General features: G+C 37.6%; 11 protein-coding genes and 1 CRISPR repeat array. Of the genes, 9 read left to right on the top strand and 2 right to left on the bottom strand.

The features are described 5' to 3' along the window. Nucleotides 1-611: 611 nt before the first annotated feature. The 3 genes from AC2G3J_RS11680 to AC2G3J_RS11670 all read left to right on the top strand — a co-directional run bounded on the left by AC2G3J_RS11680 (nucleotide 612) and on the right by AC2G3J_RS11670 (nucleotide 3,978). Nucleotides 612-968 (top strand): roadblock/LC7 domain-containing protein, encoded by a 357-nt coding sequence (locus tag AC2G3J_RS11680; protein WP_336953159.1) that lies wholly within the window; start codon nucleotides 612-614, stop codon nucleotides 966-968. A 262-nt stretch (nucleotides 969-1,230) separates the two neighbouring features. Beyond that, nucleotides 1,231-1,410, top strand: a complete 180-nt coding sequence (locus tag AC2G3J_RS11675; protein WP_336953158.1) for a ribbon-helix-helix protein — start codon at nucleotides 1,231-1,233, stop codon at nucleotides 1,408-1,410. A 510-nt stretch (nucleotides 1,411-1,920) separates the two neighbouring features. Next, on the top strand, nucleotides 1,921-3,978 hold the full coding sequence (locus tag AC2G3J_RS11670) for a TonB-dependent receptor domain-containing protein (protein ID WP_419820535.1): 2,058 nt from the start codon (nucleotides 1,921-1,923) through the stop codon (nucleotides 3,976-3,978). Between the two features lie 240 nt (nucleotides 3,979-4,218). Further along, nucleotides 4,219-5,869: direct repeats of the CRISPR family, unit length 28 nt; unit sequence GTTCACTGCCATATAGGCAGCTTAGAAA. A 182-nt stretch (nucleotides 5,870-6,051) separates the two neighbouring features. Here the strand turns inward: AC2G3J_RS11670 and AC2G3J_RS11665 are convergent. After that, nucleotides 6,052-8,289 carry a TonB-dependent siderophore receptor gene (locus AC2G3J_RS11665; protein WP_419820534.1) on the bottom strand — a complete coding sequence of 746 codons (2,238 nt, stop codon included), beginning with the start codon at nucleotides 8,287-8,289 and terminating at the stop codon, nucleotides 6,052-6,054. 278 nt (nucleotides 8,290-8,567) lie between these two features. After that, on the bottom strand, nucleotides 8,568-9,086 hold the full coding sequence (locus AC2G3J_RS11660; protein ID WP_419820533.1) for an RNA polymerase sigma factor: 519 nt from the start codon (nucleotides 9,084-9,086) through the stop codon (nucleotides 8,568-8,570). Between the two features lie 257 nt (nucleotides 9,087-9,343). On the opposite strand from AC2G3J_RS11660, the gene AC2G3J_RS11655 reads away from it, so the two are divergent. From AC2G3J_RS11655 to AC2G3J_RS11630, 6 genes are all read left to right on the top strand, one after another. Then, nucleotides 9,344-10,552: an efflux RND transporter periplasmic adaptor subunit gene (locus tag AC2G3J_RS11655; RefSeq protein ID WP_483770007.1), complete on the top strand. Its 1,209-nt coding sequence runs from the start codon at nucleotides 9,344-9,346 to the stop codon at nucleotides 10,550-10,552. 3 nt (nucleotides 10,553-10,555) lie between these two features. Further along, nucleotides 10,556-13,669, top strand: a complete 3,114-nt coding sequence (locus tag AC2G3J_RS11650; protein WP_483770006.1) for a multidrug efflux RND transporter permease subunit — start codon at nucleotides 10,556-10,558, stop codon at nucleotides 13,667-13,669. Next, nucleotides 13,666-16,761, top strand: coding sequence for an efflux RND transporter permease subunit (locus tag AC2G3J_RS11645; protein ID WP_483770005.1), 3,096 nt, complete (start codon nucleotides 13,666-13,668; stop codon nucleotides 16,759-16,761). Before AC2G3J_RS11650 ends, AC2G3J_RS11645 begins: the two co-directional genes overlap by 4 nt. Nucleotides 16,762-16,779: 18 nt before the next feature. Next, entirely contained in the window at nucleotides 16,780-18,177 is a 1,398-nt protein-coding gene (locus AC2G3J_RS11640; protein ID WP_483770004.1) for an efflux transporter outer membrane subunit, read from the top strand. A gap of 980 nt (nucleotides 18,178-19,157) precedes the next feature. After that, nucleotides 19,158-20,477: an NCS2 family permease gene (locus AC2G3J_RS11635; RefSeq protein ID WP_004721188.1), complete on the top strand. Its 1,320-nt coding sequence runs from the start codon at nucleotides 19,158-19,160 to the stop codon at nucleotides 20,475-20,477. A gap of 121 nt (nucleotides 20,478-20,598) precedes the next feature. Then, nucleotides 20,599-21,600 (top strand): adenosine deaminase, encoded by a 1,002-nt coding sequence (locus AC2G3J_RS11630; protein WP_336953147.1) that lies wholly within the window; start codon nucleotides 20,599-20,601, stop codon nucleotides 21,598-21,600. Nucleotides 21,601-21,651: the final 51 nt, after the last annotated feature.

Below are 21,651 nucleotides of genomic sequence, written 5' to 3'. Positions count from 1 at the left end.
TGTTTGGGAAGATCGTTTTTACTGTATCGGTAGTCTTATCCATAGTTTTTTTTGTTCTAGGTTTAATCGAAGCTATTGTTGAGTTTATCGTTATTGGATGCCTCGGTTTTATAGCATCTGGCTTGGTTTTTAAACAAATGAAAATATCATTCAAGCAGAGTGACGACTAATTTTGTGGTTTTAAACAATAGCGCTTCTGGCTATTTTATTTTCACAATGATATGGCGGCGTTGAGTGAATGTTAAAGATCCAAAGTAAATTTTTGAATTGAAGTCTTTTTCAGATTTCTCTTCTACTATTTGTCAATCAAAAGAGAGCAGATAAAATTATAAACTTAGCTAAAGGTTTAGATATGATTCGATCAAGTGGAATATTGTGATCTGAAATAGAGTGTAAGCGTTGGTAAAGCGCTAAGCTAACGAAATTTAAAAATTTGATAAAACCCTCATAAGAGGGTTTTTTGTATGTAAAGGTGCTGAAAAACAGTAAAAAAATTACATATTATTATAATAATATAATATTTTATTATCATTTTATGATATTTTTATGTTGTTATAGAGCGTTATAAATCTATATAAATCATCTTATATTAAATAAAGGGGTTAAAAATAATGGCTAAAATTGACTTAAATCCATTAGCGGAAATTGATGGATTCACAGCAGCAGCACTTGTAGACTATACCAGTGGATTATCACTTGCCGCTCAAGGAACGGGGATCGATTTAGAACTTGCTGCTGCGGGAAATACGGAAGTTTTGAGAGCAAAAATTAAAACAGCAAAAGCATTAAATTTGCAAGATACGATTGATGATGTTTTGATCACACTTGGGAAGCAATACCATTTATTACGACCACTTGAAAAGAATAGCGATTTATTTTTATATCTGGTATTAGATCGCCAAAAATCGAACTTAGCGATGGCAAGACATGAGCTTCGTATTTTTGAAAAAGAGTTAGATTTTTCTTAAAACATTGATTGGCTATTATATTTGATACGATGTAATAGCCATTTTAAGTCATCAATACTAAGAAATTAGAAAATATATTTAACATATAAATACAGCCCGAATATAGGTTATCTAAAGACGTTGAAACTTGAGTGAAATAGTCGACTTAAGTCTATGAATGTAAAGTTATAAATATGAATACTATAAAATAAAAAAAATATCATTGAAAATCTCATAAATGTTATTAGAATTCTATTTCTAAATAAATTAAGAGATTGGGGATATGGAAAATAAAACAGCAAGATTAACTATTTTGATAGACCCGAACAAAAAGGAAGCTTTTGAAGAATTGTGCAATCGTCAAGATCTAAAGCCTTCACAAGTGGTTCGCCAACTAATTCGTGAGTATTTAGAAAAGCATGGTGTAGATTACGCAACGAAACCTAATTTACCCAAAAAGTAAGAATTTTAGTTTATCTATTTTATCAATAAATAGGACTATGCTTTTTTGGGGAAAAGTGTGTCTTATTAATATTGAATTAGAAGAAATTGAGTAAAATTGATCAAAAACGTTGCACTAATTATTGAAGATTCTGATATTTATAAATTTTTAATGTATTTGATTCTTTAAATCTGACCAATTTGAGCTTGATGATATTCAGTAAATAAGTAAAAGAGAGCTTACAAGCATTTTATGGCTTGTAAGCTTTCTTTTTTGTAGAAAAAGAAAGCTATAAAAAGGACATTTAAAAAGAAATTTTTGAATTCAATTTTACAAAACTACTTCTTGAATTTGGTCTTTAAAAAAATACTTTTCATGTATTTTAGATTAAGAGTATTTGCATAAATTTACCTCAAGTTAAAAATATATAAATGATAATTATTATTATTAGTAATTGCATTTGAAGTTTTGCTCAAATACAATACGCAACAATTCTTTCACAATTCCTCCGTATTTAAGTTGCGTATTAACATGAATAAACAATTAAGATTCCAGACACTGTCAATTTCAATACTCACCGCAATGTCAATTTCCGCATATGCAAAAGATACTTCTGAAGATGCGACAAAATTAAAAACAATTGTGGTGACTGCGAGTAGTCAAGCTGTAGATGTTAAAGAAGCACCAGCAAGTATTAGTGTTATTACAAGCGAAGATATCGAAAAACAACCAGTGGGGAGTCTTGGAGAATTATTAAGTAAAGTCCCGGGGGTAACGGGTGGAATTAGTCCCTCAGGCGAAGGTTCTAAGATTAAATTACGTGGTTTACCAGATAATTACACGCTGATTTTAGTTGATGGCAAACGCATCGGGTCTTCAAGAGATACAAATTATCGTCCAGATTTAGGTCGACAGGATTTAAATTGGATTACTCCTGATATGATTGAAAGAATTGAAGTTGTCCGCGGTCCAATGTCTTCTTTGTATGGTTCAGATGCAATGGGGGGAGTAATTAATATTATTACCAAGAAAATTCCTAGTGTTTGGGGTGGTAATGTTACGTTAAATTATACTCAGCCAACGACCTCTTCTGATTTAGGTACATCTTTACAAACAGGCATCATGGCTGCTGGCCCATTAACGGATACCTTAGGTCTGCGCTTGACAGCAGGGATGACTGAGCGAGAGGCAGATAAAAAATATAAAGCAGGAAATGGGACCACAGGTTCTCAAGATCAAAACTACAATGCGATGTTGCATTATCAGCCAACAGATAAACACTCACTCAGTTTTGAAGCGGGGCATAGTATTCAAAAGAATGAAAAGGGTTCTCAAATTAACGCCACAACAGGTGCTGAGCAGGAGACCAGTTGGGGCGCAAATAAATTAGAACATAACTCATATAGCATATCGCATGATGGCGAGTGGGCAATTGGTAAATCTAAATTAAGTGCATATTACAATGACTATGATTCAAGTGTGCTTGGTTCTAAAACTAAATCAAATGAAATGATTGTTGAAGGTAGTTTAACCATGCCATTTGAGGCAATGTTTAAGCAAGTCTTAACTGTTGGCGGTCAATGGAAAAAACAAGAATTAACCAATACTGACACGATTGGCACTCTACCAGGAGGGAGTTGGGATGGGAAAAGTTATACCGATCCTACAGTGAATAATAAGAATTGGGCATTATTTTTTGAAGACAATATTTCATTGTTGGATAATTTGACATTAACCGTAGGGAATCGTTTAGATCATGATGATAAATACGGTGCACATCATAGTCCACGAGGTTATTTAGTTTATAGTCTAACAGATGATCTGGTAATTAAAGGTGGGGTCGCAAAAGGCTTTAGAGCACCAACAGTGAAAGAATCATCTCCTGGTGGAGCTACTCAGTCTGGCGGGAATGGCTGTAATGGTTTAAAAGGTAAAACTTGGTATGACAGTAAGCAAAAACCAGATACCTATACAGGCGGTGGTTGCTATATGACAGGTAATCCCAACTTAAAACCTGAAGAAAGCACAAACTATGAAATTGGTGTGAATTATACTGGTTCTGGTGCGGACTTAGGTTTGACACTTTTCCATACAGATTTTAAAAATAAAATCGCTTATTCACCATTAGGTCACGAAGGTGGTATTTGGTTTACCCGTAATGAAAATATTCAAAAAGCGGTAACACGTGGTATCGAAATGGTTGTAAATTTCCCAGTTTTAGATAATCTAAAATGGAATAATAATGCTACCTATTTCTTAAAAGCAAAAAATGAAGATACTGGTGCAACTTTACTGACTACTTCAAAATTAACAGTGAATTCCGCATTAAATTGGCAGCCAACAGATCCACTCAATTTAGAGTTGTCCGCACAATATTTGGGTAAACAATATTTGACCGATAAAGGCGCTACCCCTACGATGCAAAAACCACATACGATCGTAAATCTAGCAAGTAATTATCAAGTCAATGATAAGCTTATTGTACGTGGCGGTTTTACTAATTTACTTGATAAAAAGTTGTCAAATGGTAGAGATGCATACTTCGTTGAACGTCAAAAAGTATTTGTAGGTGCAACCTTTAAATTTTAATCAATTATATTGAAGTGAAGACAGACTTCACTTCAATAATAGATCATGTGTTAAAAAACCATCTGCGGATGGTTTTTTTGCTATGTTTTTTATTCATATCAAAAATTTACCCTAATTTTTTTTTACACTCTTATAGTTCAATAAAATCAAGTGGTTATATATATTGTAAAAAACTTTGGTATTTTATGATTTTTATAATTAACTTGCTGTTATCAGAGTGTTTTTTGATTTAAAATTATTGTTCACTGCCATATAGGCAGCTTAGAAATTCCAATTTTCGCCCATAAGCTGAAAACGACCGTTCACTGCCATATAGGCAGCTTAGAAAAGAAGCAAGATTGGCCATGTAATCAAGTACAGGTTCACTGCCATATAGGCAGCTTAGAAAATGCGATCGGGATCTGTTCTGAAATTGAAAAGGTTCACTGCCATATAGGCAGCTTAGAAAAATTCATGTCCTTTTACATCACAGCAAGAAAGGTTCACTGCCATATAGGCAGCTTAGAAATACAGAAGCCATTGAACATCCACGACCTGTAAGTTCACTGCCATATAGGCAGCTTAGAAAGCAAAGATCATTCCAAACGCAACAATCCAAGTGTTCACTGCCATATAGGCAGCTTAGAAAAATGTAAGGGCATAACAGCAAGTGAGTATTTAGTTCACTGCCATATAGGCAGCTTAGAAAAATGTAAAGAATAAGATTCAAAAGATGGCTCCGTTCACTGCCATATAGGCAGCTTAGAAAAGCTCAGGTTGGAAATGCTCGAATGGGATGCTGTTCACTGCCATATAGGCAGCTTAGAAAAGCATATAAAATGCAGTCACAAAGTATTAGTTGTTCACTGCCATATAGGCAGCTTAGAAATCAAGAACGCCATTATCAAGAATTAATTTCCAGTTCACTGCCATATAGGCAGCTTAGAAAAAAGTTCTTTTGAAATCGGTGATAAATGCGGTGTTCACTGCCATATAGGCAGCTTAGAAATGCTGCTAAATCAGAAAAGCCAAGCAAACCCGGTTCACTGCCATATAGGCAGCTTAGAAAAATAACCTTAATTCAGGTCAAATTCAAAACAAGTTCACTGCCATATAGGCAGCTTAGAAAATACTTTATCTCCATGCATTAAAAAACCCACCGTTCACTGCCATATAGGCAGCTTAGAAACTCACTTCTGCTAGATTCAATTCAGCCGCAGTGTTCACTGCCATATAGGCAGCTTAGAAAATTGTATGAGCCACTTACATAGCCAGTCGGGCGTTCACTGCCATATAGGCAGCTTAGAAATTGTTGTGTGTACCCTTGGTATTTTCCATTGAGTTCACTGCCATATAGGCAGCTTAGAAAAATGTACTTAAAATCGGTTGAAAGAATGGAGAAGTTCACTGCCATATAGGCAGCTTAGAAAAAGTGGGAGAATTGAGATTTAACAATCGGGCCGTTCACTGCCATATAGGCAGCTTAGAAAATTATCTTTTCAGCATAACTACTACTGCACATGTTCACTGCCATATAGGCAGCTTAGAAAATAGAGTTAAGCGCTTCCTGTGTTGGTAAGATGTTCACTGCCATATAGGCAGCTTAGAAATGTGCTTCGATCATTGTTTTGTATGCTCTTTCCGTTCACTGCCATATAGGCAGCTTAGAAATTGAAAGCATTACCTACATATGCTGCTTGGGGCGTTCACTGCCATATAGGCAGCTTAGAAATTAACCGACTTCAAAGATCGTTTTTTAAAGCCGTTCACTGCCATATAGGCAGCTTAGAAAATCAAGGTCATGCCTTCATTTGCTTGCCATTGGTTCATTGCCATATAGGCAGCTTAGAAAATTTACGATTCTCATTAAACTGATACTCTTGTGTTCACTGCCATATAGGTAGATTAAAAATCAATAGATGAGCAATAGATGATGTTGACTGCTAGTTAATTGAGAATTTTATTTTGTATATTTTAAGCAGTGATAATTTTATCAGTAGAGAAAGCCACCTTAGCGATAACTTTCTCTGATTAAACCTATTAATTTATTTTAATTTAAATCAATATTTAGCCAATTATAAATAGGTTTTAGTATTACCACTCGTATTTTAAGCCCACTCTAAAATTAGTCGGTGCACCATAATAGCTATTGGTTGTCGCTAAATGATATTTTTCATTAAACAGGTTGTTGATATTCAGATTCAGCAATAAATTTTCATTGATTTTATAACGTGCCATTAAATCAACTAAAGTATAACTGTTCTGGGTAAAACGAGTCTTTACAGGGAGGGTTATATCTGAATAAATATCACTTTGCCAACGTAGACCGCCACCTATTGTCAGAGCCTTATCAAAGTAAGGCAGAGTATAGGTGGTAAATAATTTAGCAGTATTATTTGGAATGTTGGTGTTTATACTATTACCTTGACTGTTTTTCGACAAATTTCGAGTAAAACTTCCTGAAACTTGCCATAACTCATTGAGTTTTCCTGTGGCTTCTACTTCAAGACCGCGGCTCTTTGTTCCCGATTCTGCTGTATATGCTTGAGATCCATCAGGAGCTATGTGAGAGTTATCTGCTTGTTCAGGGACAGCGACTGCAAAATTATCTTCTTTAGTTTGATAAACAGCAGCACCTATATTCAATTGATTATCGAAAAATTCACCTTTAATGCCTACTTCTGTACTGTTGCCGACAAGTGGGTCTAAATAATCTCCCTTAACTGTCTTTTTATCCTGAGGAGAAAAAATATTGGTATAACTGGCATATGTTGTCCAATTGTCAGTTAAATCATAGCTAAGCCCTACATACGGGATGACTTCACCAGTCTCTTTATGAGTTTTGATATCTGTTGTATTTTTAGCATTATCATGATTTACAGCAACACGTTTCCAGTCTTCAACGCGCGTACCTAAAATAATCGCTGCCTTGTCTGATGGCTTTAAACGAACTGCACCAAATATAGAACGACTACTATCATTTCCACTATACCAGCCGTCAATTATCGTTTCAGGTCGACTTGGTGTATGACCATCCCAAGTGAAAATATTGTCTAATTTTCCATTCCAAGACATTCCATTATTCCAACCCGAGTAGGTAGGACGTTGATTTTCACTTTTGGTATAGGTTGTACCTAAAACAACTTCATGGGTTTGATTGAATAGATTAAAAGAACCATTCAGCGTTAAATTAAATAAGTTTTGTGTTGGTTCATAATCCCAGCGTGTCGCATAAATTAAAGCACCTTTTCCAGTTTGTTTATCTATTCCTGAACTATTATATGCATAACCGACCACTTCGTCAGACGACGTCTCAGTTCGAGATAACGTCCCTTTGATTTTCCAGTTATCGTTAAATTTATGTTCAATATCTGCAAAATAACCAGTCGTTGATCGGTCTGAATACGTCCAACCTGCAGCTGCTGAATCAGAGCGTGACCATTCAATCAGTGAACCATCCGTATAATATGAAGGTAAACCTCCACGAGCAATGCCTGAAATATCAATTTTTTGATAGCTAATTCCAAGACTTGCTTTGGTTCGATCTGTTAAATCAGCTTCAAGTACGCCATATGCAACTTTACGTTCTTCCGCATAACGATCTATATAAGAGTCGCCATCTTGATAAGCTAGTACGGCACGACCACGGATATTCCCAGACTGATTCAGTGGTGATGAAACATCGATATCTGTTCTATAGGTATCCCACGATCCAGCACTAGAGCTTATAGAAGCTTTAAAGTCTTGTAATGGTTTTTTTCGAACCATATTAATACTAGCACTGGCTGAACCAGCACCAGTCATCAAACCATTAGCACCCCGAACAATCTCAATTCTGTCAAAAAGTGCAGTATCTTGACTTTGAAAAATGCTGGAATATGAATTCAGTAATTTCACACCATCTAATAAATAGTTGTCTACAGTTTGACCTCGTGCATAAATTGGTGAGTTATCTGAGCCAATATTTCCACCTTGATTGATTGTTAATCCAGCAGCTTGCGTTACGACATCTGTTAATTGTGTTAAGTTTTGATCCTCCATTTGCTGGCGTGAGATTACACTGACCAATTGAGGTGTTTCTTTTAGGCTGAGTGCTAAGCCTGTTGATGCTGTGGTGGCTTTTGCGGTATATAAACCTGAGTCTTCAGTTGTCAGGCTATTTGTATTATTGACAGATACAGTGATGGTAGGGAGCTGAGTAGAATTTTGTTCTTGACCATCAGATGTACTTATTGCTGAGAATACAGATCCATTTACTAGAAAAATAGATCCGCCCCAGAGTGCTGTACGAATTGCAATCGCTAAAGCATCTTTAGTTTGATGTTCCTTCATTAGATTCTCGTATGAGTAATATTCATGTACTTAGTCGTTTTTGTCTTAAAAAAAGCTCATTTTTTTATTATTTAAATACTGGATATGTATTTAGTTGCAACAACAGTAGATAACAGGAGTGAATAAGATAGAGAGTATTAAAAGAGCAAATATTTTTTAACTCTTTGTTTTATCAATAGAGGGATTTCAAAAGTTTGGGGTAAGTATTGCAATATACTTTATTGAATTTATAGATTTAATTTTAATTTACTAAATTGTTTTATACGTAAAAATGATGATTAATTAAATGTTGTACTATAGATACTAGAGCAGGCGTGAAAAGCTTGTTTAATATCTCTTTTAACGGTGGCTTCAGAAATATTAAGTTTTTCGCCAATAGATCGGTAAGTCATATCTTCCATCTGTGATAATAAAAAAACCTGTGCAACCCGGTCGGGGAGCATTTCTAGCGTTTGATGAACTTGGTATAAACTTTCCTGAATACATATTGTATGTTCTACAGATGGGTGACTATCCTGAGGTGTATGTATTAGTGCATCTAAATATAAGCGCTCAATTTGCTGATGGCGCCAATGATCAATAATCACGTGTTTGGCAATCCCCAATAACCATGCTTTGGGTTCTTTAATATTTTCAAAACTATAGTTACTTTTTAATGCACGATAAAAAACTTCCTGACTTAGATCTTCAGAGTGGTGATGGTTGTGAAGTTTATGTTTGAACCACAGAAGTAAAGTATTTTGATGGTCTTGATAAATATGATCAAACCACTGTTGCTTTTGTACGTTCAAATTCATTAGATTTGCCTGTTTAAGAAGCGAACAACACACAGTTATGCTAAGGTGGGGAAAGTGTTGAAAATAATGATAGTGATAATGATTATTAAATGCAATAATAAAACTTACAAAATGCAACATGAATAATTGAGTTGTTTTGAACCTTCTTTCACCTTAATTATTAATGAGATGAATAATTAATAAATGTGAGATTTCACTTTATTTGGTTCGTAATTGTAAATTTTAATCGTTCTACGAATGTATGAATAAGAGTTCTTATGAGTAAACCATCTGTAAATGTAAACCTCAAAAAAAGTTTTATTGGCCGTAAATTTAAATATTTAATTGGATTTATGCTGCTGATTATTTTCGGACTAGCAGGCTTCTATTGGAAAAAAACCTCATCCAAACCCGCAGAGGAATATAGCCAATGGAGTAAACCTGTACCCGTGCGAACTGTGCCAGTACAACGACAAGATTTACAGGTTGACATCAAAGCAATTGGTACAGTCATTCCTACACATATTGTGAATGTACAAAGTCAGGTTTCTGGGGTTTTACAGCAGATTTATTTTAAAGAAGGGCAAACCGTAAAAAAGGGTCAGCTCCTTGCACAAATTGATCCCGCACCATTCCAAGTCGTGCTTGCACAGGCAGAAGGAACACGACAACAGAACTTAGCACAATTGCAAAATGCTGAAACAGAGTTGAAACGTTATCAATTATTGTTTAAACAAGATTCAATTGCGAAACAACAAGTAGAACAACAACTCGCTCTGGTCAATCAACTCAAAGGACAGATACAAGCGAACAAGGCGCAAGTGGATGCCGCAAAACTACAGTTGTCTTATACTAAAATTTATTCACCTATTGATGGGCGGGTTGGATTTAGACAAAAAGATGCTGGTAACCTGATTCAAGCCAATGAAAGTGCTGGTTTAGTTAGTATTGCTCAAGTTCATCCAATTTTTGTGCAATTTGCCGTGGCAGAAAACTACTTAGCAAAACTGCGTCAATCCTTAAAAAAGGGAGACAAGGTGCTGGTAAGTGCTTGGGATAAAACAGAACAAAAACAACTTGCGCTGGGCCATGTACAAGCAATAGATAACCAGATTGATGTCAGTACAGGGACTTTAAAAATAAAAGCAATTTTTGATAATTATGATGATGTTTTATTTCCAAATCAGTTTGTCAATGTGCATTTAAATACTCAAACCATTCAAAATGCACTCAGCATCCCTAATGATGCTGTACAACATGGCGCAAAAGGCAGCTATGTTTATATCATCAATCCGCAAAACAAAGCCGAAATTCGGATGCTAAAACTGGGCATGACCTCGAATGGTCAAATTGAAGTTTTAGACGGATTAAAGGGTAGCGAAAAGGTCGTACTTGAAGGAATTGATCGTCTTTCGGAAGGCAAAGAAGTTCAAATTGTTGTAGAGAATCAACAGCCAATTTCTACGGCCAAGCCAACTGCTGGATAAATCATGAATATTTCACGGTTCTTTATTTTACGTCCAGTCGCAACCACATTATTGATGTTAGCACTATTGTTAAGTGGCTTCTTGGTTTGGCGATTGTTACCTGTCTCTGCTTTGCCACAGGTCGATTATCCAATTATTCAAGTCTATACTTTTCAACCTGGCGCCAATCCCGATACAGTACAACGTACAATCACCGCACCACTCGAACGAGAAATGGGCAAAATTGCGGGTTTAAAACAAATGTCTTCCAGTAGTTCAGTGGGGGCATCCGTCATTACCTTGCAGTTTGAACTGAGCGCAGAGCTTGGTGTCGTTGAACAAGAAGTACAGTCAGCACTCAGTACCGCCAGCAGTAAATTACCCAATGATCTACCAGCACCACCGGTTTACCGTAAAGTAAATCCTGCTGATGTTCCTGTGATTACCCTTGCCATCAGCTCAGAAACTTTACCTTTAACCACTGTCTACGACATGGTGGATACCCGAGTTGCACAAAAGCTTTCTCAGCTTTCAGGTGTCGGGATGGTGAGCCTTGCAGGGGGGCAACGTCCAGCAATACGCGTGCAAATGAATGCTATGGCACTTGCTGCTTATAAAATGAGTGCTGAGGATGTACGCTCCGCAATTAATTCTGCCAATGCGAATCAACCCAAAGGAAGCTTTGATGGTCCATATCGCACCACAATGTTGGATGCCAATGATCAGATTCGTTCGATTGCAGATTATGAAAATTTAATCTTACGCTGGAACAATGGTGCTCCGATACGTCTGAAAGATGTGGCAAAAGTCATCGAAGGTAGTGAAGACCGCTATATGGCTGCATGGGCAGATAGTCAATCCGCAATCTTAGTCAATGTGCAGCGTCAACCAAATGCCAATGTGATTCAAGTTGCAGATCAGATTAAACAGATATTGCCTGAACTACAAAAGAATCTGCCTGAAAATGTCGAAATTCGGGTGTTAACAGATCGAACAGAGAGTATTCGTAGTTCCATTGATGATGTGCAAAAAGAATTGGTTTTTGCCGTATGTTTGGTGGTGATGGTCACTTTTCTCTTTTTAAGAAATTTATCTGCAACCGTAATTCCAAGTATTGCAGTGCCACTGTCGATTGTTGGTACCTTTGTTGTGATGTATTTTTTAGGCTTCTCGGTCAACAATTTGACCTTAATGGCGCTCACCATTGCGACAGGATTTGTAGTCGATGACGCAATTGTGATGTTGGAAAATATTGCACGACATCGTGAGGCAGGAGAAAGTTTATTACAAGCAGCACTCAAAGGGTCTAAGGAAATAGCTTTTACTTTGATTTCCCTGACGATTTCTCTAATTGCTGTATTAATCCCATTACTGTTTATGGGCGATGTTGTTGGAAGACTGTTCCACGAATTTGCTGTCACTTTAGCAGCTGCAATCGCAATTTCATTGGTGGTGTCACTCACATTGACCCCGATGATGTGTGCATATTTATTAAAAAGTACCAAACATTCAAGTTCACACAGTCGCTGGAGTCTAGATCGCGTTATTCAGTATTATGGTAAAGCTTTACAGTGGGTTTTTCGGCATCAAGTGCTGACACTTTCGGTGATGTTGAGTACCGTCATTTTAGCTGGGCTGTTGTATTGGATGATTCCAAAAGGTTTTTTCCCTGTACAGGACAGCGGTGTCATACAAGTGGTCACTCAAGCACCCGATGATATTTCATTCCACGCTATGAGTGAGCGTCAACAAGCACTTGCAGGTCAGATCCTAAAAGATCCTGCTGTGGAAAGTTTGTCTTCATTTATCGGTATAGATACCAATAACCCAAAACTAAGTAATGGGCGTATTTTAATTAATTTGAAGCCGCATGCTGAAAGAGACCGTGTAGATCAGATCATGGCACGTCTACGAGAACAGTTCGCTCAAGTTAAAGGGATTCAAGGTTGGATGCAACCCGTACAAGAGCTGAGCATTGAAGATAAAATCAGTCGAACTCAATATCAACTCAGTATAAGCGCTGCTAAAACGACAGATTTAGCACAATGGACTCCTGTATTTGTTGATGCTTTACGGCAACAACCTGAATTTGCAGAGGTGACCAGTGAAGACGGTGGGCAATGCTTACAGGCATTTATTGATGTCAATCGAGATGCCGCAGCACGTTTAGGTTTAAACATTGAAGATATCAGTTTAGCTTTACAAAATTTATTTGCGCAGCGCCAGATTGCGACTTTATACACGCAATCCAATCAATATCGTATTGTTTTGGAACTTGACCCAACATTCACTCAAGGTATAGATGCTCTAGGGCAAACCTATATTCATAATAAAAGTGGAGAGCCGATATTACTCAGTTCTGTTGCCAATATTGTGCAAAAACGCGTGCCTATTATTCTGCAACAGCAATCACAATTTCCAGCCAGTGGGGTATCTTTTAATCTTGCATCAGGGGTCGCGCTCGGGGATGCGATCAAAGCGATTGATCGCGTACAACAGCGTCTAAATCTACCAACAGAAGTAAAGGTGAAACTACAAGGTGCAGCCGCTGCTTATGAGAACTCACAACAACATACTTTCTGGTTGGTGATTGCAGCAATAGTGACCATGTACATTGTGTTAGGCATTCTGTACGAAAGTTTTATTCATCCGATAACTATTCTTTCTACTTTGCCTTCTGCTGCAATTGGTGCTTTGTTGGCATTGTTTTTGGTCAATCGGCCATTGGACATGATTGCCTTGATTGGGATCATTTTATTGATTGGTCTGGTCAAGAAAAATGGCATCATGATGGTGGATTTTGCTTTGGCTGCACAACGTCATGAAGGATTGTCACCACAGCAAGCGATTTATCAAGCCGCATTGATGCGTTTTCGCCCAATTTTAATGACCACACTCGCGGCGTTGGTTGGGGCAATCCCATTGATGCTTGCGTCAGGTTCAGGCGCAGAATTACGTCAGCCTCTCGGGGTCGTCATGGTGGGTGGTCTGATTTTAAGTCAAGTCCTCACGTTATTTACCACACCAGTAGTTTATTTGTTTTTTGATCGTCTGCAATATTCATTACAACACACCAATTCAGATTTAACTGTAGATGATTTCCCCCCAGATCATGATACGACAAGGAGAGAGTTTTGACCTTTCTCTCGACCTTTATTCATCGACCTGTTGCCAGTATTTTACTTGGGATCGCAATTGTATTATTGGGTATATTGGCCTATTTTCGCTTACCTGTAGCCGCTTTACCACAGGCAGATATTCCAACGATTGTGGTGCGAGCAAGTTTACCTGGTGCAAGTCCTGAAAGCATGTCTGCCACTGTGGCGACGCCGTTAGAGCGTGCCATGATGGGCGTTTCAGGGGTAAAAGCGATTAATTCTTCAAGTAATCAAAGCGCAACCCAAGTGGTTTTGCATTTTGATTTAAAGACTGACATCAATGAAGCCGCCAGAGAGGTCCAAGCTACAATCAATGTTGCGATGTCACAGTTGCCTTCTGGAATGCCAAGCCCCCCTGAATATTTCAAGATCAATCCAAGCCAGAGTCCAATTTTTTATTTGGCATTGAGTTCGGAACATCTTTCTGCGGGCAAACTCTATGAAATTGCCAGCAATCAGCTCCAGCCAAATCTTGCGCAAATTAATGGGGTTGGTGAAGTTGTCATTGACGGGGCATCTATGCCAGCTGTGCGAATTCAACTCAATCCAAATGCCTTGATTTCACAAGGGGTGTCTTTGGAGCAAGTTCGTGAAGCGATTGTAAAAAGTAATACAGTACAAGCCTTAGGGGTAATTGAGACTGAACAGTTACGTTGGCAAGTTGAGCTTCCAAATCATTTAAAAAAAGCGGATGATTTTGCCAATTTGATCGTGCATCAAAATGGTCAGACAGTTGTTCGTTTAAAAGATGTGGCTGAGGTACAGGATTCTGTCGAAAACCGATATGTAAGTGGTTTCCACAATGGCAAACCAGCGGTGATTATTAAAATCAGCCGTCAGCCCAATGCAAACACCGTTGCCACAATCGAAAAGATCAAAGAAAAACTACCTGAGTTAAGCACATTAATTCCAGCAGATTCACAACTGACCACAGTGATGGATGGATCGGAAATTATTCGGGCAGGCTTAAATGAGGCAAGAGATACTTTATTATTTTCCATGCTTTTGGTGATTATTGTGGTCGCTCTGATGTTAGGTCGTATGCAAAGTGCTCTTGTTCCAAGTATTGCCTTGATTGTGACTTTGATTGGCGCATGCAGTTTGGTTTATCTCGCGGGATTTTCACTGAATAACTTGTCAATTATGGCAGTCATTGTTGCGATTGGACTTGTAGTTGATGATGCAATTGTGGTTTTGGAAAATATTGAACGCCATATAGAACAGGGTGAACAACCTGTACAAGCTGCCTTAAAGGGTATTCAAGAAGTCGGTTTGACCTTGTTAGCAATGAATTTAGCTTTGGTAGTGATCTTTATTTCCGTGCTATTTATGGGTGGTGTAATCGAGAGACTGTTTAGAGAATTTTCTTTAACCTTGATTTTTATCATTATTCTATCTGTATTTGTCTCTCTGGTCCTTACGCCAAGTTTATCCGCACGCTGTTTAAAACCATTGGAGCGTTATCAACATCAGGCTTTGTATCGCTATAGCCATCGCTGTATGCAAGGTTTGAGTCGGCTCTATTTGCATTCACTAAAATGGATGATTAAACACGGTTATTTGGTCATTTTGCTATGGGGCGGTGCAATTGCTGCCTCTGTATATGTGTATCAAACATTACCCAAACGTGTATTACCTGAGCAAGATACCGGACGGGTTGAAGCTTTTATTCGAGGGGATGATGGCTTCTCCTTTCAAATTATGCAACCCAAAATCGCCACCTTTAGTGAAAATGTATTAAAGGATCCCGCAGTCAAAGATGTGATTGGTACGTCTGGTGGTGCTGGCGGAATCACCAATTCATTTTTAATGGTGAGTTTAAAACCTAAAGCAGAGCGAGATGGCAAATCTTCACATGAAATTGTAGACAGAATTAAAAAAAATGCCCCATGGTTGGCAGGTGCGATTTTCTCTGCACAAGTCAAACAGGAACTAGAATTAGATGATCCATTTTCAAGTGGAAGTGGGCAAGATTATTTGTTGTTACTGCAATCTGATAATGTTGCGTTATTACGTCAGTGGGTGCCTAAAGTCGCTCAGGCAATGCAGAAACTTCCAGAGTTAGAAGAAGTTGAAACCATGGGCGATGAAGGTGCTCAGCATGTGACTTTAGACATTGACCGTGAAGCTGCACGTCGTTTGGGGGTGGATATAGACAATATTTCAAGCGTACTCAATAACTCATTTTCGCAGCGCCAAATTTCGACTATTTATGATCAAACCCAACAGTTTTATGTGGTGATGGAAGTTGATAAACACTTTACTGAACACCCTGAAGCGCTGGCAAATGTACGTATTCCAAATCAACAAGGTATTGCAGTGCCTTTGAGTAATTTTGCCACATGGTCTTATGGCATCACCAATGATCGGGTTTATCGACGCAACCAATATGCCGCAATGGGGATTGGTTATGTGGTTAAACAAGGCTATAGCTATGAACAAGCGGATGTAGCTATTCGGAGTGTTTTACCCGAAGTCATGTTACCCAATGAAATTTTTATCATGACAGATAAAGATGTAGAGGCAGAAAGTTTGCAGACTGGTTTATCGACCCCTTTACTTGTCTGTGTGGTGATCTTACTTATTTATATTGTTCTCGGGGTTACCTATGAAAGTCTGGTTCATCCATTGACGATTTTATCGACAGTACCCGCTGTGGCTTTGGGGGCTTTGCTAACCTTATGGTTATTTAATTTCCAATTTACCTTAATTGCACTCTTGGGCATGTTTTTATTGATTGGAATTGTTGTAAAAAATGCCATTCTTTTAATTGATTTTACTTTATTGGAAAGAAGAGCAGGCAAGACTGCATATCAGGCTATTTTGTCTGCCGCAGCACTTCGTTTTCGTCCAATTCTGATGACTAATACCGCAGCGTTGCTGGGTGCAATTCCACTGGCACTTAGCTGGGGAGAAGGGGCAGAGCTACGTCAGCCTCTAGGTGTTGTCATTGTGGGTGGTTTAGCTTTGGGTCAATTATTGACGTTGTATACAACGCCAGTCTTGTATTTGGTGTTGGAAAAATGTGCTGAATCTTGTTTGAAATTTAAAAGTAAATACGCACTTCATTAAGGTAAATAGGAAAATATAATGCAGAGTTTAATCGTTAAAAATGTCATGTGCCTTAGTGTTCTATTGATGTTAACTGCATGCAATTCTACTGTTGTGTTGCATCCGCCTGAATATAAAGTGCCTATCCTTCAAACGGATGATCATTATAAATATGCTGTTTTAAATTGGAAAAAAACCTCAAACATAGAAGTCAATGCCAACACTTGGTGGGAAATCTTTCAAGATCCTATTCTCAGTCAATTGATGCAACAATTGAATCAAGAAAATTTGAGTCTGAAACAGGCAGAAGCACGATATCAACAAGCCAATGCCTTACTTGAGCAGCAACACGCAAACCGTTTGCCAAGTTTAAAGTTAAATGGTTCTGCACAACGTAGTGGAACAATGGGTAGTACACCAAGCAACCGATTTACGGCGGGTGTTCAAGTCAGTTGGATTCCTGATTTATGGGGCAGAGTCGCCAAAGCGATTGAAGGGCAACAAGCAAATTTAGATGCTTCACAGGCTGACTTAGCCGCAGTTAAACTTAATCAGCAATTATTGGGCACAGAAACCTATTGGAATATCCGAGTACTGGATGCGCAGTTGGATGTTTTACAACAAACTCAACACAGCTATCAACGTTCCGTCAAAATTTTAAATAACCAATATGTTGCCGGGATGAGCGCGCGAGCGGATGTGATACAGGCTGAAACACAACTCAAGCAAGTGCAAATCCAGCAGATAGAAACCCAACGAGAACGTGATTTACAAGAAAATATTTTAGCTGTGGTACAAGGTAAAACGGTTGCTCAATTTCAATTGCCCAAACAAAAACAGTACTTTCAAGTTCCAATATTACCAAGTCAGCTACCAAGTCGGATGCTTATCCAGCGTCCTGATGTGATACGTGCTGAACGTGAATTGGCTGCAACACATGCCCAATTGGGCTTGGCTCAAACAGCATGGTTACCCGATCTCAGTATTGGCCTAACGGGTGAATTAAATAGTCTCGTATTGAGTCAACTGTTTCAAGCACCACAGTACTTGTGGTCGACTGGATTACAAACAACGGCATTGATATTTGATGGTGGAAAACGTAAGGCTGAGATTGCACAAGCACAAGCGAGTTATACTGAAAAAGCAGCGGCTTATAGACAGGCTGTTTTAACGGGTTGGAAAGAGGTAGAGGACGCACTTATTCAGTCATCCAGTTTTAAACAACAACAATCTGAACAATTTGAATTGTTTAAGATTGCTTTGGAAAATGAACAAGTCGTGACTCGACGTTATAATGCAGGCTTAGTCAGCTATTTAGAAGTCATCACTGCACAGAATTTAAGATTACAGGCAGAACAGGCAACTTTACAACTTAAGCAATTACAGTTAAAAAACACAGCTCAACTGATTGCCGCCTTAGGTGGTAATATAAGTTAAGGTTCTAAAAAGCAATTAAACCACTGGGTTTATAACTTAAATTTAATTAATTCAATATCTTATGTTATTTTTAAGGTGTGTAATCTAAAGTGTGAAAACCCTTATTGGTGACTATTTTATGCTTTCAAAGATTATTATTGAATTCGATTTAAGCAATGAGAATGATCATTTTATAAAAAGGTTGCTGTGCTTCATGTGAGAACAATGCGTATTTTGCTAAAACAATATTTTAGCTAGCGAGTGCACCGAATAGGGCTATTGTGTTTTTTCATATTGTTATTTAATTCGATGTTTTAAATCACAATTTTGATAATTAGCAGTACTTTATATGTATGACTCAATTCAACGTTTTGTATGCACTATGAAAGTGCAAGTTTAGATTAGTGATTAATTAAACAATTTTATTGTTAAAATGTTATTTATGTCACATTTATGTGTATAATTGTGGGAATTTATACCTCGATCTGATTTTGAAATGGTAAAGCTTGTAACTTTTTTCGTGTTAAGTAGTGTGATATTTCTAGGCTATTTCTCTTATGTGGATTCTCAACAAAGAAAATATGAAGAAATGCAAAATATTATTAAAGATGCGAATTTAACCATTCGGAAAATTGAGTCTAATCCTAATAATCACAATCATCTAAAAGTAAGTAATACCGTGATTTGATTTATGTGCTGTATATCCTTAAAGCACTAAACTTCTGAGTTCACATGAATTGGATGACTAAAAGAGTCAGATTGATAAAATTATTTAAACTGTATGTTATAATTTGTAATATGTAATCGATAACGACCGTTAAACCTTCTAGAAAATGAAAGCTGCTAATCTGCAGCTTTTTTAATTCAAGTTTTTTATCGGAAATGTCATTTTGGTATGTTTATTGAATGCTGAATTATGGCCTAAATTGAAGGCATTTAGCATTTTTTTAAATGAACTCGATTTTATCAACGAATAGCTCAAACTTAACAGGGGCTCAACAATGACGAATCCAAATCCTTCAGCGGGTTTGCTCGAACGCTTATTTAAACTGAGCGAAAATAAAACAACGTTTAGAACCGAAATACTGGCAGGTTTAACGACATTTTTAACGATGTGTTACATCATTATTGTTAACCCATTGATTCTTTCAGAAACAGGTATGGATCATGGCGCCGTATTTGTGGCAACGTGTTTGGCCGCTGCGATTGGTTGTTTGGTCATGGGGGTGGTTGCAAACTATCCGATTGCACTTGCACCGGGTATGGGGCTGAATGCTTATTTTACTTATTCCGTTTGTTTAGGTATGGGCGTTGAATGGCAAACCGCTTTGGCTGCTGTATTTGTTTCCGGACTCGTTTTCATCGCAATTAGCATGTTTAAAATTCGTGAAGCCATTGTCAATGCAATTCCAATGTCATTGAAATTTGCAATCGGTGGTGGTATTGGATTATTCCTTGCACTGGTTGCATTGAAAAATTCAGGCATTATTGTTGCAAATCAAGCAACTTTGGTGGGTTTGGGTGATTTAAAGCAACCTACAGTTTTACTGACTTTATTGGGTTTTTTCCTGATTGTGATTATGCACCACTATAAAATTCGTGGCGCAATTATTATCAGTATTTTAGCGATCACTGGTATTGCAACAGCTTTAGGCTTAAACGAATTTAAAGGAGTTGTTGGTTCGATTCCTTCTATTGCACCGACTTTCATGCAAATGAATTTTGAAAACTTATTTACAGTAAGTTTGGTAGGCGTGATTTTCGTATTCTTCTTGGTTGATTTATTTGACTCAACCGGAACATTGGTCGGGGTTTCACATCGTGCGGGTTTATTGAAAGATGGTAAATTACCACGTTTGAAAAAAGCGCTGTTTGCTGATTCAACAGCAATTGTTGCTGGTGCTGCTTTGGGTACATCATCAACAACACCTTATATTGAGTCATCTGCGGGTGTTGCTGCAGGCGGTCGTACAGGTTTAACTGCAGTTGTTGTCGGTATTTTATTTCTAGCGTGTTTATTTTTAGCACCACTGGCTCAATCTGTTCCTGGATTTGCGACCGCTCCAGCATTATTATTTGTTGGGGTGTTGATGATTCAAGGCATCATCAATATTGAATGGGATGATATTACTGAAGCAGTTCCAGCATTTTTAACCATTGTATTTATGCCATTTGCTTATTCAATTGCAGACGGTATTGCAATGGGCTTTATCAGTTATGCATTGGTTAAATTATTTACAGGTAAAGCAAAAACTGTTCCATATATGGTTTGGATCATTGCTGTGCTCTGGGTGATTAAATTCGTTGCATTTGGTGGTTAATAAATTTAAATAAGGAAAGGGTGTAAACTCAAGTTTGCACCCTTTTTTGTTTTAATCAGATTGAAATGAATCCAAGCGATTTGGATGATTGAAATTTAATTTAATAAGTTTGAGGAAAAACGTGAATAGATTAGAACTTATTCGTGCCTTACCTAAGGCAGAACTCCATGTACATATCGAAGGCACGTTTGAGCCTGAGCTGATGTTTGCGATAGCTCAACGTAATCAAATTGATATCCCGTATAAATCTGTAGAAGAAGTCAAACAAGCATATAACTTTCATAACCTACAGTCTTTCCTTGATATTTATTATGCAGGTGCAAATGTACTGATCAATGAACAAGACTTTTATGATTTAGCTTGGGCATATTTTGAAAAATGTGCAGAAGATAAAGTTGTACATACTGAAATGTTCTTTGATCCGCAAACACATACCGACCGTGGTGTAGCATTTGAAACGGTAATCAATGGTTTACAGCGCGCGTGTGATGATGCCCAAACAAAGTTGGGTATAAGCTCTCATTTAATCATGTGTTTCCTACGTCACTTAAGTGAAGAAGCAGCATTTGAAACATTAAAGCAAGCCTTGCCTTATAAAGATCAAATTATTGCTGTAGGCTTAGATTCAAGCGAAGTTGGACATCCACCAGCTAAGTTTGAACGAGTTTTTGCTCAAGCACGTAAAGAGGGTTTCTTGGTGGTTGCGCATGCGGGAGAAGAAGGTCCTGCTGAATATGTATGGGAAGCTTTAGATTTATTAAAAGTAAACCGTATTGATCACGGGGTACGTTCAGAAGAAGACCCAGCCCTGATGCAACGTTTAATTGCAGAAAAGATGCCTTTGACTGTTTGCCCACTGAGCAATTTAAAATTGTGTGTGGTGGATAATATGGCACAACATAATATTCATCGTTTATTGCAAAAAGGAGTGCATGTGACTGTTAATTCAGATGACCCATCTTATTTCGGTGGCTATATGAATGATAATTTTATTTCGATTGCTGAAGCACTAGATCTTTCCAATACAGAGTTAAAGCAATTGGCAAAAAATTCATTTGAAGCGTCATTTATTTCAAATGAAGAAAAGCAAAAATGGAACAATCAAATTGATCAATTGGCTTAAATCAAGCTATATTCTTTAAGCCTATAAAAGCAGTGTGTGAACACTGCTTTT

The organism is Acinetobacter legionensis (genome assembly GCF_057165765.1).
Note: the sequence above shows the minus strand (reverse complement) of the source record. Positions and strands in the feature narration are given on the sequence as shown.

Coding starts and splice junctions, on each gene's coding strand:
- AC2G3J_RS11680 (WP_336953159.1), top strand. CDS start 612: ATGGCTAAAATTGACTTAAATCCATTAGCGGAAATTGATGGATTCACA.
- AC2G3J_RS11675 (WP_336953158.1), top strand. CDS start 1,231: ATGGAAAATAAAACAGCAAGATTAACTATTTTGATAGACCCGAACAAA.
- AC2G3J_RS11670 (WP_419820535.1), top strand. CDS start 1,921: ATGAATAAACAATTAAGATTCCAGACACTGTCAATTTCAATACTCACC.
- AC2G3J_RS11665 (WP_419820534.1), bottom strand. CDS start 8,289: ATGAAGGAACATCAAACTAAAGATGCTTTAGCGATTGCAATTCGTACA.
- AC2G3J_RS11660 (WP_419820533.1), bottom strand. CDS start 9,086: ATGAATTTGAACGTACAAAAGCAACAGTGGTTTGATCATATTTATCAA.
- AC2G3J_RS11655 (WP_483770007.1), top strand. CDS start 9,344: ATGAGTAAACCATCTGTAAATGTAAACCTCAAAAAAAGTTTTATTGGC.
- AC2G3J_RS11650 (WP_483770006.1), top strand. CDS start 10,556: ATGAATATTTCACGGTTCTTTATTTTACGTCCAGTCGCAACCACATTA.
- AC2G3J_RS11640 (WP_483770004.1), top strand. CDS start 16,780: ATGCAGAGTTTAATCGTTAAAAATGTCATGTGCCTTAGTGTTCTATTG.
- AC2G3J_RS11635 (WP_004721188.1), top strand. CDS start 19,158: ATGACGAATCCAAATCCTTCAGCGGGTTTGCTCGAACGCTTATTTAAA.